The organism is Rhodococcus sp. IEGM 1307, from assembly GCF_030056915.1.
In the GTDB taxonomy this organism is placed as follows: domain Bacteria; phylum Actinomycetota; class Actinomycetes; order Mycobacteriales; family Mycobacteriaceae; genus Rhodococcus_F; species Rhodococcus_F opacus_D.
Genome location: NZ_JASHKW010000015.1, coordinates 37,416 through 55,248 on the forward strand (window position 1 = coordinate 37,416; position 17,833 = coordinate 55,248).

17 protein-coding genes are annotated in these 17,833 nt (G+C 62.1%); 6 read left to right on the plus strand and 11 right to left on the minus strand.

Annotated features, from left to right (window positions below; genetic code table 11):
- Positions 1-112 precede the first annotated feature (112 nt).
- The 3 genes from QM841_RS26555 to QM841_RS26565 are packed head-to-tail and all read left to right on the plus strand — an operon-like array spanning position 113 to position 3,143.
- Positions 113-1,735, plus strand: a complete 1,623-nt coding sequence (locus QM841_RS26555; protein WP_283334367.1) for an AMP-binding protein — start codon at positions 113-115, stop codon at positions 1,733-1,735.
- A gap of 50 nt (positions 1,736-1,785) precedes the next feature.
- On the plus strand, positions 1,786-2,268 hold the full coding sequence (locus tag QM841_RS26560) for a nuclear transport factor 2 family protein (protein ID WP_283334368.1): 483 nt from the start codon (positions 1,786-1,788) through the stop codon (positions 2,266-2,268).
- Positions 2,268-3,143, plus strand: a complete 876-nt coding sequence (locus tag QM841_RS26565; RefSeq protein WP_283334369.1) for an LLM class F420-dependent oxidoreductase — start codon at positions 2,268-2,270, stop codon at positions 3,141-3,143. Before QM841_RS26560 ends, QM841_RS26565 begins: the two co-directional genes overlap by 1 nt.
- 17 nt (positions 3,144-3,160) lie before the next feature.
- Here QM841_RS26565 and QM841_RS26570 read toward each other — a convergent pair whose 3' ends face one another.
- The 9 genes from QM841_RS26570 to QM841_RS26610 all read right to left on the minus strand — a co-directional run bounded on the left by QM841_RS26570 (position 3,161) and on the right by QM841_RS26610 (position 11,980).
- Complete coding sequence (locus tag QM841_RS26570; RefSeq protein WP_005260875.1) at positions 3,161-4,138, minus strand: phosphotriesterase family protein; 978 nt, start codon at positions 4,136-4,138, stop codon at positions 3,161-3,163.
- Positions 4,135-4,935: a phytanoyl-CoA dioxygenase family protein gene (locus QM841_RS26575; RefSeq protein WP_283334370.1), complete on the minus strand. Its 801-nt coding sequence runs from the start codon at positions 4,933-4,935 to the stop codon at positions 4,135-4,137. The genes QM841_RS26570 and QM841_RS26575 overlap by 4 nt, the downstream gene beginning before the upstream one ends.
- A gap of 122 nt (positions 4,936-5,057) precedes the next feature.
- Positions 5,058-6,035, minus strand: coding sequence for an ABC transporter ATP-binding protein (locus QM841_RS26580; protein WP_283334371.1), 978 nt, complete (start codon positions 6,033-6,035; stop codon positions 5,058-5,060).
- The gene (locus QM841_RS26585; RefSeq protein WP_283334372.1) at positions 6,032-7,039 is read right to left on the minus strand and encodes an ABC transporter ATP-binding protein; all 1,008 of its coding nucleotides are present in this window, start codon (positions 7,037-7,039) and stop codon (positions 6,032-6,034) included. The genes QM841_RS26580 and QM841_RS26585 overlap by 4 nt, the downstream gene beginning before the upstream one ends.
- A 29-nt stretch (positions 7,040-7,068) precedes the next feature.
- A complete protein-coding gene (locus QM841_RS26590; protein WP_283334373.1) occupies positions 7,069-7,851 on the minus strand; it encodes an ABC transporter permease in 783 nt (260 codons plus the stop codon).
- 142 nt (positions 7,852-7,993) lie between these two features.
- Positions 7,994-9,118, minus strand: a complete 1,125-nt coding sequence (locus QM841_RS26595) for an ABC transporter permease (protein WP_283334374.1) — start codon at positions 9,116-9,118, stop codon at positions 7,994-7,996.
- Positions 9,119-9,145: 27 nt separating this feature from the next.
- A complete protein-coding gene (locus QM841_RS26600; RefSeq protein ID WP_283334375.1) occupies positions 9,146-10,735 on the minus strand; it encodes an ABC transporter substrate-binding protein in 1,590 nt (529 codons plus the stop codon).
- Positions 10,736-10,881: 146 nt separating this feature from the next.
- Entirely contained in the window at positions 10,882-11,076 is a 195-nt protein-coding gene (locus QM841_RS26605; RefSeq protein ID WP_283334518.1) for a hypothetical protein, read from the minus strand.
- Between the two features lie 70 nt (positions 11,077-11,146).
- The gene (locus tag QM841_RS26610) at positions 11,147-11,980 is read right to left on the minus strand and encodes a mycofactocin-coupled SDR family oxidoreductase (protein ID WP_283334376.1); all 834 of its coding nucleotides are present in this window, start codon (positions 11,978-11,980) and stop codon (positions 11,147-11,149) included.
- Between the two features lie 935 nt (positions 11,981-12,915).
- Here QM841_RS26610 and fgd point away from each other — a divergent pair.
- Both fgd and QM841_RS26620 read left to right on the plus strand, forming a co-directional pair.
- The gene (gene fgd, locus QM841_RS26615) at positions 12,916-13,923 is read left to right on the plus strand and encodes a glucose-6-phosphate dehydrogenase (coenzyme-F420) (protein ID WP_283334377.1); all 1,008 of its coding nucleotides are present in this window, start codon (positions 12,916-12,918) and stop codon (positions 13,921-13,923) included.
- Positions 13,924-13,954: 31 nt separating this feature from the next.
- Positions 13,955-15,184 (plus strand): cytochrome P450, encoded by a 1,230-nt coding sequence (locus QM841_RS26620; protein WP_283334378.1) that lies wholly within the window; start codon positions 13,955-13,957, stop codon positions 15,182-15,184.
- A gap of 94 nt (positions 15,185-15,278) precedes the next feature.
- On the opposite strand, the gene QM841_RS26625 is transcribed toward QM841_RS26620, so the two are convergent.
- Together QM841_RS26625 and QM841_RS26630 are read right to left on the minus strand one after the other, a co-directional pair.
- The gene (locus tag QM841_RS26625) at positions 15,279-16,193 is read right to left on the minus strand and encodes an SDR family oxidoreductase (protein WP_283334379.1); all 915 of its coding nucleotides are present in this window, start codon (positions 16,191-16,193) and stop codon (positions 15,279-15,281) included.
- Positions 16,190-16,975 carry an SDR family oxidoreductase gene (locus QM841_RS26630; RefSeq protein WP_502943288.1) on the minus strand — a complete coding sequence of 262 codons (786 nt, stop codon included), beginning with the start codon at positions 16,973-16,975 and terminating at the stop codon, positions 16,190-16,192. The genes QM841_RS26625 and QM841_RS26630 overlap by 4 nt, the downstream gene beginning before the upstream one ends.
- 79 nt (positions 16,976-17,054) lie before the next feature.
- Between QM841_RS26630 and echA20 the strand changes: the two genes are divergently transcribed.
- A complete protein-coding gene (gene echA20, locus QM841_RS26635) occupies positions 17,055-17,831 on the plus strand; it encodes a (7aS)-7a-methyl-1,5-dioxo-2,3,5,6,7,7a-hexahydro-1H-indene-carboxyl-CoA hydrolase (protein WP_283334381.1) in 777 nt (258 codons plus the stop codon).
- The last annotated feature ends 2 nt before the right edge of the window (positions 17,832-17,833 follow it).

Consider the following 17,833-nt stretch of genomic DNA (forward strand, 5'->3'; position numbering starts at 1 on the left):
CCTTCGGCATTTGCGCCAACGCGTCGCAGGAACTTCCCTCGAGCCTGCTGGTGTGAGAAGGTTGATCCTTAACCAAGCGATTGCTTGTTTCAGTCGAAGGGAAGACCGTCTCATGAACGAAATCCCCGAGTGGGGGACCCTCCCGCGAATGCTCCGCCAGCGCGCGACCGCCCATCCTCGGAGTGTTGCCCTCATCGATGGGGACACCACACTCAGCCTCTCCGATATTCGAACTCAGGCGTCGCAGGTCGCGCGAGCTCTCATCTCCCGAGGCGTCGTCGCGGGCGATCGGATCGCGGTGTGGGCGCCGAACTGCTGGCAGTGGGTGGTCACCGCTTTCGGAATTTGGGACTGCGGTGCCGTGGTCGTTCCCCTCAGCACGCGGGGAAAAGGGATCGAGACCGCAGAAGTTCTCCGTCGAACCGGATGTCGGGTGCTCGTCGCAATCGACGACTTCCTCGGTACCTCGTATATCGATCAACTCGCTACGGCCGTGGGCGGCCCTAGCTCCGACGCCCCCTTTGCCGATCTCCCCGACGTGCACACGCTCGTGTTGCTCCAGGGTGACAGGAACATTCCCGGCACGTTCCCGTGGGAGGCATTCCTCGATCTGCACGACACGGTTCCGCTCGAGGCCGCGGAGAAGCGTGCACTGGCGGTCGAACCCACCGACATCTTCGAAATCCTCATGACGTCCGGTACGACGGGCCAACCGAAGGGCGTCATGCTCACCGGCGGCCAGATACTTCGAGCCTACTGGGATTGGGCCGAAGTCTGTGGGCTCGGCAAGGGTGACCGACTCCCAGTGGTCAGCCCGTTCGCACATGGCTTCGGAATCAATGCCGGCATGATCGCATGCGTCGAACGCCTGGCGACGATGGTGCCTGTCGCCGTCTTCGATCCCGATCGCGCGCTCGATATGGTCGAGGACCTCGGCCTGACGACTCTTGCAGGCCCGCCGAACCTCTTCAGCCGGATCCTCTCGGATCCCGAACTCGATCAACGGGATACCTCGTCGCTCCGCTGGGCAATCGTCGGCGCTGCGAGCGTTCCGGACGAACTCGTGATCGCACTGCAAGACCGACTCGGGTTCGAGCGAATCACCAACGCGTACGGCCTGATCGAGGGCTCGGTGGTAACGATGACCCGGCCGGGCGACCCGACGGCTGTGGTTGCGGGCTCGGCCGGTCGAGTAGTTCCCGGAATGGAGCTCCGCCTGGTGGACAGCGACGGCGCACCGGCCCGCACCGGTGAGCAGGGCGAGATCCAGATTCGCGGCTACGGAGTGATGCAAGGGTACTGGGACGCCCCGCAACTCACCTCCGACGCATTCACCTCGGATGGGTGGCTGAGCACCGGCGATGTCGGTTCACTCGACGGTGAAGGCAATCTCCGGATCGTCGGGCGGACAAAGGAAATGTTGATCGTCGGTGGCTTCAACGCCTACCCGGCAGAGATCGAGAGCCTCCTCCTACACAACCCACAGCTCGCTCAAGCTGCAGTGATCGGCGCACCGGACGATGTCCTCGGTGAAGTTGTCTGGGCGTTTGTAGTCCCACATGAAGGCGAGGATCCGACTGAGGAGGAGATCGTCGCCTGGGCCCGAGCGAACATGTCGAACTACAAGGCCCCACGCCGCGTCCTCGTTCTCGACGCACTCCCAGTCACGGCGAACGGCAAGATCGCCAAGGCGTCACTGCGGGAGCGTGCCGATCAGCTGAGAACCTCGGCCTGAGCTGACGGCCACTCCCCCGCATCGACATACGGCCGCGACGAGGAGACCACGTGAAGTTCGATGACCACCGGCAGATTCAGAACCTGATCTACCGCTACCCCTATCTGCTCGATGCCGGGCGGCTACCTGAGATGGGAGAACTATTCGCACACGCCGACATCTACATCGATGGAAGTCTCGCCATTCGCAGCGACGCGGGAGCTGTGGCGGACCTGTGGGCACGCTACGTCCAGATCTACCCGAACGGCACCCCCAGGACACATCACATCGCTACGAACCTGATCATCGAGGATGACGGCCCCGATGTGATCCGTGCGCACTCCTACGTGCTCGTCGTACAGAATCCGCCAGGTGTACCGCTCAATCCCATTACTGCAGGCGACTATCTGGATCGGTTCGTCAAGGTGGGAGACGTCTGGCGTTTTAGTGAACGTCGAGTGGGAAACGACCTGTTCGGCGACATGGCGCACCATCTGCGCGAGCCGATGAACATTCGCGACGATATTCCGCCCCAACGATGGGAGGACGTGTGATGCACGCAGGTGTCCAGATGTTCCCCTCGGCAGAATCGATCACCCCGAACGATCTCGCGGTGAGTGCCGAGCGGTGCGAGTTCGAGTCGGTGTTCTTCCCCGACCACACTCACGTCCCGCTCGGCGACGGTTCACCGGGTTACTCCGGCCACGACGTCCCCGAGTATTACCGCACAACGATGGATCCCATCGTGGCCATGACAGCAGCCGCGACCGCAACAACCAACATCACGATCGGCACCGCGGTGTGTCTGGTAGCCCAGCGTGACCCGATCATCTTGGCCAAACAGATCGCGTCCATCGATCAACTGTCAGCCGGTCGGGTAACCCTGGGCGTGGGTGCCGGCTGGAATGACGAGGAGATGCGAAACCACGGTACGGAGCCGTCAACTAGGTTCAGCCTCATTCGTGAGCGGGTAGAAGCCATGAGTGCGATCTGGCAGCAGAAGGAAGCGTCGTACCAGGGAGAGCATGTGAACTTCGCGCCCATGTGGTCGTGGCCGAAGCCCGTACAGCGCCCCCGCCCGCCCGTACTGGTCGGGGGTGGAGGCCCGACCGTCCTGAAGCGGGTCATCTCCTACGGCGATGGTTGGATGCCATTCAGGGAAGGGACCGATCAGGTGGGCGATCCCCTCTCGGGGCAGGTTGAGGAGTTTGAAGCTGAACTTGGTTGGCGCATCGGCGAGCTGCGGCGGCTCGCCGACGCAGCTGGCCGGCCTCGCCCCTCGGTGACGTTGTTCAACGCCTGCCCCCACCCGGCGGCACTCGACAGATACCGCAGCATGGGGGTCGATCGAGTCGTGTTCTGGCTCCCGACTGCAGCCACGGACCCCACTCTAGAGACCTTGCACCAACTCAGGGCATTGCTTCGGTAGCTGAAGGCAGTCAGGAATCACTGGACTTCGAGTATGCGGCGGGGGTTTTCCACCATCATCGTTGCGATTTCCGAGCCTGAGACGCCTCGTCGACGGAGTTCGGGTAGGACGTCACGCGAGATGTGCGCGTAGTGGTAGTTCGGATGCGCCTTGCTCACCACGACTGGGTCGACTCGGTCATTGAAGCTGTAGGCGTCGTGTGACAGCACCATCCGCTCGGTGTAGCCGCGCCGACACAGCGCTGCGACCGTCGCTACACGGTCTTCGAAGGACGTCGTTTCGATGCCAAATCGATCCATTCCTAGCCACAGTCCGCGATCAGCGAGACGTGAGAGATAATCGAGATCGGTGGAGTCGCCGGCATGGCCGATAACTACCCGGTCTGGCGCTACCCCGAGCCGAGATAGTGCGCGCCACGCCTCTGTACCTGACTTCGCCTCAGAGTCGGTGTGGACTGTGATCGGGACTCCTGTCCGATGTTGTGTCTCGGAGACTGCCGTAAGCAGACGGTCGATATCTGTCGTGATTCCGGCAGCGTCGACGGCGCACTTGAGCATCCCTGCCCGCACACCGGTTTCGCCGATTCCCTCGGTGATGTCGCGGACGAAGAATTCGACCATCCTGTCGGGACCACCGAAGATCGATCCTGGGCCCTTGTTCCCGAAGTAGGGTGGCAATCTGTCGTAGGTGTAAATCCCGGTCGAAACAACGATGTTGATATCCGTGTGCGCCGCTACCCGTTCTATTGCCGGGATGCAACGTCCGAGACCGATCACTGTGAGGTCGACGATCGTGTCGATGCCGAGTCTCTTGATCTCGTTGAGTCTCTCGGCTGCTTCTAATGCGCGGCGCTCGAGGTCCCACTTCTCGGGAAGGTCGGGCCAGTTCCAGTGGATTTCGGGGCTGAGACCGAAGATGTGCTCGTGAATGAGGGTTGCGCCGACATTCGCGAGATCGAGCGGCCCGCGTACTGACGCTATGGTGTTGGTACTCACCGGGTCTCCTCGGATCCAACGATTGGGTACGCAGGATGCTCAAAAGGTCTGTTGACCTCGAGCTTCTGACTGAGCTGGTCCGTTTGCGAGTACGGTGCTCCGGTATACAAAGCATTTGCATCGAAGTACGTCGCAGTGAAGGACAGCCGCGCTGTGCTGGAGCTGTTTTTAGGAGCTCCGTGCACGGTGAGCGCGTGGTGCACGGTGGCATCGCCAGGGCTGAGATCATATCCGCCCACGACGGGTTGATCAGTGAGCCAGGCGTGTTGGGTGGGGATGTCGTCGCCGTCGGTTACGAAGCTCCTCCCTAGGAGTCCCAGGACGTTCGACTTGTCAAAGAACCGCAGCGATCCCATTTCGGCGGTGACCGGTGCGAGTGCAACCCAGAAGGTGAGCATCGCGGATCGATCCATAGGTAGCCAGGGGAAGTCTTGGTGATACACCGTGGGTTCACTGTGGCGCCCGGCCCCGGCAGGTTCCTTGACGAGAAGATTGCTGATCTGCACTCGCACGCGTTCTGCGGTACCGAGCAGGTGCACCGCATTTGCTCCCATGGCTGGATGGTGGGTAAGGCGATGGAAGTCTGGCTCAAATTGTGCGACGTCGCGATCCTGGCCGAAGGCCCGGTCCACCACCCCTGCGCTCGGCGTGCGACGTACGTCTCGCAGTCGATTCACCGCAATCTCACGCAGACGGTCGATCCATGCGGGATCGACGAGGGCAGGAAGATATGCCCACCCGTGCGCCGCGAAGAAGTCGATCTCACCGGCTGTCACTGCACGGATTGCTGAAGTCACGAGCTACTCCTCATTGGTTGCGCGAGCCGCCTGTTTGAGCCGCTTGTAGTTGGTCGGCCAGCAATGACGGATCGCCGAGCCCGCAGCGCTGATGGCGGTGCTCACGGGTTAGGGGCCAAGTGTCAGCTCAACGGAAAATGACAAGACACGTAACGGTCTCCACCGAGCTCGGTGGGTAGCGGCTCCACTTCCGCGCAGTACGCGGTGGCGCGCACGCACCTTGTGCGAAATCGGCAGCCCGTCGGCGGTGATATCACAGACGGAATCTCACCGTGCGACTGAACCGACGCCCGTTTCACGTCGGGGTCGGGAACGGGTAACGCGTCCAGCAACATCTTTGTGTACGGATGCTTGGGGTCATCGAATAAGTCGGTGACCGGACCGATCTCGCACACCTTGCCGAGATACATGACCATGACTCGATCGCTGACAATCCTGACGACACTCAAGTCGTGAGAGACGAAAACGAGTGTAAGACCGTACTGATCCTTGAGGTCCTCTAGCAGGTTCACGATCTGGGCCTGGACCGACACATCGAGCGCCGATACCGGTTCATCACAGATGATCATCTCAGGTTCGAGTGCGAGCGCCCGCGCGATACTGATCCGCTGGCACTGTCCACCTGAGAACTCACTCGGCAGCCGGTCACCGGTCGCATCCGGATCAAGGCCGACAGCTTCCATCGCGCGGTGTACGCGCTCGTCCCTGTCTGCTAGGCCCCAGATGGCGAGACCCTCGGCGACTATGTCGCGTACCTTCCGGCGCGGGTTGAGTGATGCGATCGGATCCTGCAGGATCACCTGGAGCCGTCGTCGTACTGAACGCATCTCCGCGTCGGACAACTTGGTAAGGTCACGGCCGTCGAAGCGGACTGTCCCTCCGGTCGGCCTCGGCAGTTGGAGAATCGCTCGCGCTGTCGTCGACTTTCCGCACCCCGACTCTCCGACGATTCCGAGTGTTTCGCCGCGGCGGACGTCGAAGCTGATCCCTGCGACAGCGCGCGTGACGTCGGATCGTCCGGACCGGAATTCAACTTCGAGCTCGCTGACCTCCAGTAGAACGTCCGCGGTCGGCGTTGCAGACGTTTCTGTAGTCGTCATCGCACAATTCCTTCGTCGCGGGGAACCTGTGTTGTGTTTGGGTTGTGGCATGCCAGACGATGAGCGTCACCTACCGAGAGGTAGGCCGGCGGAACTCGGCAGTCCCTGACGGTGTGCTCGCATCGAGGAGCGAATCGGCAACCTGACGGTGGATTCACCAGGTCCGGTGGACGTCCCGCGATCGAATGCAGTCTGGTGTGAGGCACTGCCCCGGCATGGGGGGTGGATCGGAGCAACGCGGAAGTATAGCGATGCCCCATGTTCCGGAAGAGTGTGCCGGTTGGCGCCGATTCGACGAAACTGCCGGCATACATGACAGCGACATGGTCTGTGTGCTGAGCGACCACGCCCAGATCATGAGTAATGAGTAGCAATCCCATGTCTCGATCACGTTGGATCTCGGTCAGCAAGTCCAGGATCTGCCGTTGAACGGTCACGTCCAGTGCCGTGGTCGGCTCGTCTGCGATGAGCAGATCCGGCTCACAGCCAATTGCAATTGCGATCATGACACGTTGCCGCATGCCGCCTGAAAGCTCGTGCGGATATTGATCCAGTCGTCGCCGCGGATCCGAAATCCCGACCTGGGCGAGTAGGTCGGCCGCGTTATCCCAAGCCTGCCGCTTCGTTCGATGTAGGTGATAACGCTGAGGGTCTGCGATTTGAGCGCCGATCTTTCGAACGGGGTTGAGCGCAGTCATCGGGTCCTGGAAGATCATGCTGATTCGTGGACCCCACAGGTGTTGCTTCTCCTCCGGTGCCATGGTTGCGACATCACAACCGTCATAGAACACCCGCGACTCGGTTGACACAGAGGCATTCTCGGGAAGCAGATTCATGATGGTCCGCACGAGCACTGATTTTCCTGAACCGGATTCACCCACGATGCCGAGAGCCGCACCCCTCTCCAGAGCGAACGACACCCCGTTCACAGCGCACACGGAGCCCTTCGGAGTGTCGAACCGGGTCGTCAGATCTCGCACTTCCAGTAGCGCATTTCCACTCATAGCCGCTCTCCGAACTCGTCGCAGGTTATCTATAGTTTCCGTGACCGTGGGTCCCAACGTCGCTGCGCCCAGTCGCCGATTCGATTGAGCGAAAGCACTGTCAGGAAAAGGACACCGCCAGGCACGAACACCAAATGAGGGTGTTTCTCGAGGTCGTTCTGGCCGGAGGCGATCATGTTGCCCCACGTCGGTTCGGGCCGCTGGATACTCAACCCGAGGAAGCTCAAAGAGGACTCGGCAACAATGAGAACGGCAACGACGACGAACGCGTACGCAAGGGTCGAAGCCAAGACGTTCGGGGTCAATTCGCGTGCAAGAATCCGCGAACTCCGCGCACCGAGCGCCCGCGCCGCAAGTACGAAATTCCTCTGGGAGTAGGCCATCGTGTTGGCACGCGTCAGGCGGAAGAACGCCGGGATAGCGAGCACTCCGAGGACTAGTGTGACGTTCTCGAGGTTCGGTCGAACAACCGACGAGAGCGCGAGAAGGAAAATCAACGGTGGAAAGGCGAGCAGCGCATCGTTGAGGAAATTGAGCCCAGCGTCCACCTTGCCCCGGTAGTACCCCGCCGTCAGACCGAGGACGCCGCCGACCACTACTCCCAGGAAGACAGCCCCGAAGCCAACGACCAGGGAGGTGCGCGCTCCATAGATCACCCCACTCAAGATGTCCAGTCCTTGACGGTCGGTGCCGAGCGGATGCCCGGAGAGGATCTGAGGGGGTTGAAGGATCGGAGCATCCAAGGTCAACGAAGGGTTTCGGCCCTCGGCGAGTGGGAGGAAGTCAGCGAAGATAGCGGCGATGATTTCCACGGCGAGCCATCCGACGCTCAGCCACAGTCCAAGATGTCGAAACCAGACTTTGATAGGTGGACTGCGGCGTTCCGGATGCACCGGAGGATGTGTCCCTACGGCCGAGGATCGTTCGTCGTCTCGGGTCGGCTCTTCTATGCGTTCAGACACGGACATGGCGGGTCCTCGGATCCAGGTACAGGTACGAAATATCGACCAGGGCATTCACAAGCACGTAGAGGGCGGCAACGACGAGCACTGCGGCCTGCAACACCATGAACTCCTTTTTCGCCACGCTTTCGACGATCAATGTGCCCATGCCCGGGAGGCGGAAGATCGTCTCGACGATGACTGTGCCGCCGAGCAACCTGCCGAAACTGATGCCCGCGACAGTGACCAACGAGAAGGTCGACGGTCGGAGCGCCTCCTTGACCAGAATGTGCCGTACTGGCATCCCTTGCGCGCGCGACGCCAGTACGAAGTCGTCATTGAGAGTGGTCGCCATATCGCTGCGGAGCAGGCGCGTGAGCTGAGCGCTTTCGGCGAGCCCCAGAACGAGAACCGGGAGGAAAATCGTGCGCAGATTCTCGGCCAGACCATCTTCACCGATCCGAGCGAACCCTTGTCGTGGAAAGTCCGGCAGGAAGGCGGCGAGGACGAAACCGACCGCGAACACGCCCAGTGCGAACAACCGGACGCCGCGGCGTCCCTGTGCGGTCAATTGTGCACCCCGCCTCCCGACCGTCGCCGCCGCCAGAACGACGGTAGCGATCACACAGGCCGCAAGTATGAGCCCTTTCACCGCCTCGGGGCGAAAGACCGCGAAGTAGATCAGGATCAGCGCCAGCAGGAAGCTCGGTACCGAGATCAACGCAAAGGACAAGCCCGACGCAACACGATCGAATGCACGGCCGTACCGGTAGGCCGACCATGTTCCTACCGGTATCGAAATCGCCAGCGCAAGAAGAACCGACAGCACGGCAATCTCCAACGTCACGGGAAGACGCGTAGCGATCAGGGTTGAGACATCCTGGATGGGTGGCACCAGTGTCTTACCCAGGTCTCCGTGTAGAAGTCCATTGAGCCAGTCCAGGTAGCGCGCGAACCACGGGCGATCGAGACCGAGATTCTCACGAACTGCGGCGTACTGTTCGGGGGTCCCTTCGGCGCCGACGACGGCAACTGCCGGGTCTCCGGGAACAAGTTCAATCAGAACCGCCGTGCTCACGCTCACAACGATCAGGACGGGAATGATTCTCAGGAGCACAGTGGCAACTCTGTGGAACATGACAGACCTCCTCCAGTCGCGTGACTCCTATGAACCTGTGACGAATGCCTTGTCGTAACGGAGCACGCTCCCCCGTGTGAGGAGCAAGCCACCGACGCGGTTGGAATGAATGTTGTCTTCCTCGTAGGCGGCGAAATTGGCAATTACCGGAGAGTCGTTGAGGATTGCCTGCATGCGGCCGACGATCTTCTGTTGCTTGTCGACCGTGTCCGCGGCCCGCAGGTCTGCCAACGCTGCATCCATCCGGTTGTCGGCGTATCCGTAGTAGTTGGATTTGCTCTGACTGTTCAGCTGTCGATTCATCAGAGCCCACAGGCCTTCATTGGTGTAGTTGGGTCCCCAAATGACAAGGTCGTAGTCACGGTCGGAGGCAACCCTTCCCAGAACCTCCGCCAAGGACATGTCGTTGGTCAATTCGACCGTAATGCCCACGTTCTCGAGCAGCGCCTTGACTGCAATCGCCTCGTTGACCCGAATGGGGCTGTTATCCGCCAGCAGCCGAATGGACCCGTTCCACCCTGAACTCTTGACCTCGTCGACGAGGCGTCTGGCGGAGTCGGGGTCGTACGCGGGCCCCTTCTCGCCGGAATACAGGCCGGGAGTTGCCTCCTGAATTAGCGCCGAGGTCGCAAGTGCCGTTCCGTTGAATACGCGGTTGTTGATGGCCTCGGGATCTATTGCCGCAGTGATCGCTTTGCGAAGCCGAACATCGGCGGTTGGCCTGTTCGAGGCTGAGTTCATCACGATGCCCTCGCCATAGTTGTAGAGGGAGGGCAAGCTTTCGAATCCCTCCGCTCGTGCTTCATCGATTGCGGGGGGTTCACGGAGAAGTGCAATGTCAAGTTCACCCGTTCGGAGCGCGTCCAAGGTGGCGTCGGCGCCCGAGATGCTGATGAACCTCAGCGTCCCAATGCACACAGGACCGCCCCAATAGTCGTTCTTCGCGGCCATGACGATTTCCTCGCCTGGCGTGTACCGCACGAGCTCGTAGGGACCGACTCCGGCACCTCGGGGGTTGAGTGCGAACTGATCAGGCCCCATCGCGTCGACGATTCGTGGATTGGTCACCATGCCGACGTCAGTGGCCAGAACGTGAGGGAAGCTGGGATATGGACCGTCGAGTGTGAAGCGAATCGTCAGCGGGTCGACAACGTCCATGGAGGCGATGGTCAACGCTTCGCCACGAGATACTTGGGTATTGCTCGGCGATTGGTGGCGCTCGATACTTCGCTTGACATCGTCGGCGGTGAGAGCGTCACCGTTGCCGAATGTCACTCCGTCACGGAGCTTCATCGTCCACACGGAGTGGTCCGCGTTGGAGTCCAAGGATTGCGCAACCTGCGGTTCGTACGCTTGTGTCTCGGCGTTGTAGGTGATCAGGGTGTCGAATAGCGCCTGGACTTCTGTGCCTCCGCTACCGGCGGCACCGGGTTGACCTACCGGGTCAAGTCCACGCGGCGAGAGCAGCGTTCCCTGGGTAACCGATCCACCGATTCGCTCGGTGGTGCAGGTGCCTGTTGCCGCCGTGGCCTCGTCACCACCGGAACCACCACATGCTGCCGCGCTTAACAACATCACAAGTGCTGATGCCGTGACGACGGGTTTTCGCAGTCTCATGCAGGTCCTCCTCAGGGTGCGCTCGTGCGCCAAAACTGGTTGGAAACGATTGGCTCGCGTCATGTAAGCCGTCGACAGCGGGTTCAAGCTGCGTGGATGACGTGCTGAATTCGCGACGGACTTTCGTGCTATTTGGCCGGTGAAACTCAGTCGGCCATGTGGTCGGCCCCATCGAGCACGGTGATGTCGACGGCGTCGAGGCTGACGAGCTTCTGCTTCATCAGGTCTTCGACCGTCCGGGAGCAGTTGTTGTTGAACGATAGTGATTTTCGCGCGCTGGGCCGAATCGGGCCCGGCGTCGATTGCGGGTTCACTCGTGCGGAACCAGCGGTCGACTTCACACGGCTTCCCGCGCGGGGGCTGGGCAAATGTAGCTGCGCCCCGGCATCCCGACTCCTGAATTCGGTGTTGCTACTTCGCCGTCATTCCTGCGTCGACGGGCAGGGCCACACCGGTCACGTATCGCGACTCGTCCGACGCGAGCCATAGCACGGCATTCGAGATGTCGGTCGCATCCAGCCAGGGGATCGGCATCATCAGCGTCGACATAAAGCTCTCCCGGACATCGTCCTTCGTGGGATGCTCTTTGTCCGGCACAAACACCTTGAAGGTGGTGTCGTTGATGATCATCTTGGTGTCGACATTCCCGGGATGTACGGTATTGACCCGGATGTTGTGTTCGGCGAGTTCCATGGCGAGTGAACGCGCGAGGCCGAGTACACCGTGTTTGGACGCCGAGTAGCTTCCGTAGTTCGGTACGCCTTTGAGGCCGGCTGCGGAGCTGGTGATGATGATCGAGCCGCCCTCGGCTTGCTCGAGGAGGTATGGGACCGTGGCCTTCACGGTGTGGAAGACTCCCGTCAGATTGACGTCGATGGTGGTCTGCCATAACTCGTCGGTCATTTCCCAGATCTTCGCCGGAGTTCCGAAGATCCCTGCGTTGGCCACAACCACATCCAAACGGCCGAGTTCGGCGACGCCTTGGCGTACAGCCTCCGACACGGCTGCCTGATCGCGGACGTCGACCTTCTGTGCAACTATCCGCCGGCCGGTCTTCTCCACCAGGGCGACTGTCTCGTCGAGATCTTCAGCGGAGGCACTTTCGTAGGGCACGGTCTCCACGTCTTCGAGAATGTCCAGTGCAATGATGTCCGCGCCTTCCTCCGCCAGCCGCAACGCGTGGGACCTGCCCTGACCCCGTGCGGCTCCGGTGATGAACGCGACCTTGCCGGCTACCCGTCCCATTGTGAGTGTTTCCTTTCTCGTGGTGATGTCGGTGTCGACCGGATCGGTCGATGCCCTTTCCTACTTCGCCGACGTGCGCGCATGGATGTATGCGAACACAGGTTGCGAGCACGCGTCGGGTTCGCGCAGATCCTGGTCGCCACTCGTACGCGACGACCACTCAGGGAGGCTGGGACCTTCTCGAATCCTGGCGACGCATGAGTCAACAACAAGTACTCCTACTACGCGTGCAAGCGCGACTACCCAAGCATGCGCTTGCTACCCATCTTTATGAGGCAGGTCACAACTGTCAAGCGGAACCTCGGAGCCATCCCTTTCGCCCCATCCCGTCCTCCAGCCTGCTAGTGTCCGACGTCGACACCCCGGGGCCAGCGTTCCCGGCTTCAAGATTGGACGCGCACTCGCGATCCCCCTTTTTCACCCATCCTCGGGACCATGGTCGAATCGCTCCATGACCGGCACTTATGCCTGATCGCAAGTAGAAGCGAAATCAATTACACAATAGGGGGTTTCATTGCCGAATCATCCGCGTAGCGGCACCCCGCAGCCCGCTCGCGCCAACGGCTCAAAAACCCGGCACGACGACGCAGATATCGACCCACTCTCATACCTGGGCGAAGTGGGCGAAGTTCGCACGGAGATGCACTGTTTACGCACCCTCCTACTGTGGGGCTGAACACGGATGCCCACGCCACCATGCCGGGTGCCGACCATGCCCGCCGCCACCCGCCACTCCCGCCGCACACGAAAAGGGAGCAATACCAAGCATGCGCTTGCTCGTTTTCGTGATAGCGTATGTCGCACATCACAGCCTCTGGGTCGAGTGACGCCGATCCTGGGTGCGCTGCGGCGGCGTGCCCGACCCGTAAGCACGATACGACGTGCAGAGAACCTGATGATGCGATGTCCCGACGAGCGTTGACCTCAGGAGAATCATGGACCTCAAGCTTGGCCTCAAAGCATCTGCAGAACAGTTCGGGCCCAGAGAATTGGTCGAGTTGGGCGTGGCGGCTGAAGATCACGGCCTGGACAGTGTCACCGTCTCCGACCATTTCCAGCCGTGGCGGCACACCGGTGGACATGCGCCCTTCTCCATCGCCTGGATGACCGCGGTTGGCGAGCGTACGAAGCGAGTCCAGCTCGGCACTTCGGTTCTGACCCCAACCTTTCGATACAACCCCGCGGTGATTGCGCAAGCCTTCGCGACCATGGGCTGCCTCTACCCCGACCGGATCATGCTCGGCGTGGGCACAGGTGAAGCGCTCAATGAGATCGCCACCGGATTCGAAGGTGACTGGCCGGAATTCAAGGAGCGGTTCGCCCGCCTCCGCGAGTCGGTTGACCTGATGCGAGCCCTGTGGACCGGGGAGCGCGTCGACTTCGACGGCGTCTATTACAGGACGAAGGGGGCATCGATCTACGACGTTCCCAAGGGCGGCATCCCCGTGTACATCGCGGCGGGCGGACCCTTGGTAGCGCGGTATGCAGGACGAGCCGGGGAAGGGTTTATCTGCACATCAGGCAAAGGGATGGACCTGTATACCGAGAGGCTGCTGCCGGCGGTGGAGGAAGGGGCACAGAAAGCGGACCGTGAGTCCGATTCGATCGATCGGATGATCGAGATCAAGCTTTCTTACGACACCGATCCGGCGAGTGCACGCGAGAATACTCGGTTCTGGGCACCCCTATCGCTGACTGCGGAGCAGAAACACAGCATCGATGATCCGATCGAGATGGAAGCGGCAGCCGATGCGTTGCCCATCGAACAGGTCACCAAGCGGTGGATCGTTGCATCGGACCCCGACCACGCGGTCGAGCAGATCCGGCAGTACGTCGATGCCGGACTCAATCACCTCGTTTTCCATGCGCCTGGGCACGACCAGAAGCGCTTCCTTCAGCTTTTCGAGCGTGACCTTGCGCCGCGCCTGCGGGCGCTGGCGTGAAGTCCATCTCCCATTCTGAAGGAAACGCGTGATGGCGACGCAGATACGCACCCTGGAGGACCTGGCGCTTCCTTATCTCGACTACGAAAGTCATGAGTATCGGGCAGATCCAGCATCGGTAGTGCGCGCCGCGCGTGAGCGAATATGGCTGGCTAGGTCCGTTCGCGGCTATGAGGTTCTGTCGTACGAAGCCTGTTCCCAACTGACCCTGGACAAAGAACACCTCGACGGACCCGGCAGCGAGTACTACAGACAGCAGAACGCTTCGGACCTTATCCTCCAGTACGCGTCGGAAGGCATGCTCCCGCTGATGCCGTGGATTCGCCACGATCCGATCCGGCGCGTACTACAACTGGCGTTCTCGGCGTCACGAGTGAGGCGACTCCGTTCGGTCATGCGTGCCTGCGCCGAGGGGCTGCTGGACGCTCACACGTCCAGTGGTGAGCTGGACCTCGTCGCTGACTTCAACGATGTATATCCCATCGAAGTCGTCTGCCGACTACTCGGCGTGCCCGTTGCGGATATTCCCCTCTTCAAGGAGTGGACTGTCAGTCTTGCACGACTCTCCCATTACCCCATCGACCCATTCATGGGCGAAATCGATCGCGCATTGCGCGGTCTGTACGAGTACTTCCGTGATCTAGTCACCCTTCGCCGTGTGAAACCTGCTGACGACTTCGTGACAGCGATTATCGAAGCGGAATCCGACGCTGGTAACGAGGACCGTCTCTCCGAGGGAGAGATGTTTGGCGCTCTAGTCAACCTTCTCTTCGCGGGACATGACACCACCAGGCTGCAGTTCGGTTCCGCCGTGGCGCTTCTCATGCAGAACCGGGGGCAATGGGATGCGCTCGTCGAGAACCCCGACCTGGCAACAGCTGCGATCGACGAATCGATGCGCCTGCAACCTTCCCTGCACACCATCTTGCGGACGGTAACCCAGGACCTGGTTGTCGACGACATTCACTTCTCCCCGGGCACTCCGATCGCGCTCAATATCTTTGCTGCAAACCGCGATCCTGCGATGTTCCCTAACCCCGATGTATTTGATCTAGCCCGGGCGAACGCGACAAAGCATCTCACCTTTGGGCGCGGTCACCGATTGTGTCTCGGCCACGCACTGGCGCGAGCCGAAATGACCGAAGCGCTGCAAGTGCTGGCGACTCGGTTTCCTGACATGCACCTCGTCGACTCGTCGGCCTTCTCCGGGTCGTCAGCGGCCACTCAGGGACTCGAAAGGATCCGAGTGCGGCTCACCTAGTCCACGTGCTCGCTATCCGAATTGCCGAAAGCAGCCGTGCGCCGAAGACTCAGGGGCGCGCAGCGGAATCGACATGCGCTGCGCACCCCCCTGCTCAGGCGCCGTAGACCGGGAGCGGGGTTTCGGCCTTGGCGAGGAGGTCGGCGACGACGGGCCCGATCTCCTTCGGTTCCCAGCGCGCACCCTTGTCCTGGGTGGGGCCGTGCCGCCAGCCCTCGGCGACGGTGATCTTGCCTCCCTCCACCTCGAACACGCGTCCGGTGACGTCCTTCGACTCCGTGCTGCCCAGCCACACGACGAGCGGGGAGATGTTCTCCGGCGCCATCGCGTCGAACCCCTCCTCGGGCGCGGCCATCGCCTCCGCCATGGCGCCGCCCGCGCCGACGGTCATCCGGGTGCGTGCGGCCGGGGCGATCGCGTTGACGGTGACACCGTAGTTCTTCAATTCCGCGGCCGCCTGAATGGTCATCTCCGCGATCCCCGCCTTCGCGGCGGCGTAATTGCCCTGCCCGATCGAACCCTGCAGTCCGGCACCGGAACTGGTGTTGACGATCCGGGCGTCGACCGGGTTGCCCGCCTTCGCCTCGGCCCGCCAGTACGCGGCGGCGTGGCGCAGCGTCGCGAAATGCCCCTTCAGATGCACACGCACGACGGCGTCCCACTCCTGCTCGCTCATCCCGACGAGCATGCGGTCGCGCAGGAACCCGGCATTGTTCACCAGCACGTCCAGGCGCCCGTACGTGCCGATGGCGGTGTTGATCAGGTTCTCGGCGCCGGCCCAGTCCGCGACGTCGTCACCGTTGACGACGGCCTCGCCGCCCGCGGCGACGATCTCCGCGACCACCTGTTCGGCGGGACTCTCCCCGGTGGCGGAACCGTCGACACCGGCTCCGATGTCGTTGACCACCACCTTGGCGCCCTCGGCGGCGAACGCCAGCGCATGGGCGCGTCCGATTCCGCGTCCGGCGCCCGTCACGATGACGACGCGACCGTCGACCACTCCACTCATGCCTTCTCCTCTGTAGATGCTGTCGCTGTAGATGCTGTCGCTGCCGCCAGGAAGGCGGGACGTTCTCCGCCGCCGTGGACGGTCAGTGTCGAACCGCTGACGTACGCCGCCAGCGGTGAAGCCAGGAACACCGCGCAGTTGCCGATGTCCTCCGGGCAGGCCATCCGGCCCAGCGGGACCGTGTCCCCGACCGCCGCGATCCCCGCCTCGTCGCCGTAGTGCAGATGCGCGAGTTCGGTGCGGACCAGGCCGACGACCACCGAGTTGACCCGCACCTTGGGCGCCCACTCGACCGCGAGACTGCCGGTGAGACTGTCGACCCCCGCCTTCGCCGCACCGTACGCCGCGGTCCCGGGCGACGGTCGCGAGCCGCTGACGCTGGAGATGTTCACGATCGCACCACCGGAATCCTGCTTCTGCATCACCGCATTCGCGACCTGCGACACCAGCAGCGGGGCGAGCAGATTCAGCTCGACGATCTTGGAGTGGAACTTCGGACTCGCCTCCGCGGCGAGCGCGAACGGTGCGCCGCCGGCATTGTTGACCAGGACATCGAGCCGGCCGTGCCGCTCGACGATCCGGTCGACGAGACCCTGCACCTGCCCCGGATCACGAATATCGCACGGCAGGAATTCGACCGCCCGGCCGTCCACCTCCACCGGCGCCTCCCCCGGCCGGCGGGCGCAGGCCACCACCGTCGCACCCGCCCGCAGGAACGTGCGGCTGATGCCCGCGCCCACCCCGCGAACACCGCCGGTCACCAGCACGACACTTCCGGTCATGTTAGAACCTGTTTCCATCGTGCTACCCTACCAAGCAATTGCTTGGTGAGTGAAGTCGCGGCGTGGAGGAGAAAAGAAAATGGGGATCCGGACTGAAAATGAGACCGGGGGCATCACCACGGTCACCGTCGACTACCCGCCCGTGAACGCCATCCCGTCCCGGGGCTGGTTCGAGTTGGCCGACGCCGTACTCGACGCGGGCCGGAATCCGGACACCCACGTGGTGATCCTGCGAGCGGAGGGACGCGGGTTCAACGCCGGCGTCGACATCAAGGAAATGCAGGCCACCGACGGTTACGGCGCGCTGGTCGACGCCAACCGCGGCTGCGCGGCCGCGTTCGCCGCGGTCTACGACTGCGCCGTGCCCGTCGTGGTCGCGGTCAACGGATTCTGCGTCGGCGGCGGCGTCGGCCTGGTCGGGAACGCCGACGTGATCGTCGCGTCCGACGACGCCGTCTTCGGACTGCCCGAGGTCGACCGCGGCGCACTCGGCGCCGCCACCCACCTCGCCCGGCTCGTCCCCCAGCACATGATGCGCACGCTGTACTACACGGCGCTGAACGTCACCGCCCAGCAACTCCAGCACTTCGGATCGGTGTACGAGGTGGTGCCGCGCGAGAAACTCGACGACACCGCCCGCGGCATCGCCGCCACGATCGCGGCCAAGGACACCCGGGTCATCCGCTGCGCCAAGGAAGCCATCAACGGCATCGACCCCGTCGACGTGAAGACCAGTTACCGCCTCGAGCAGGGCTACACCTTCGAACTCAACCTGGCCGGCGTCTCCGACGAGCACCGCGACGAGTTCGTCGAAACCGGCAAGCCCCGCTCGAACTCGAACACCAGGAAAGGCTGACA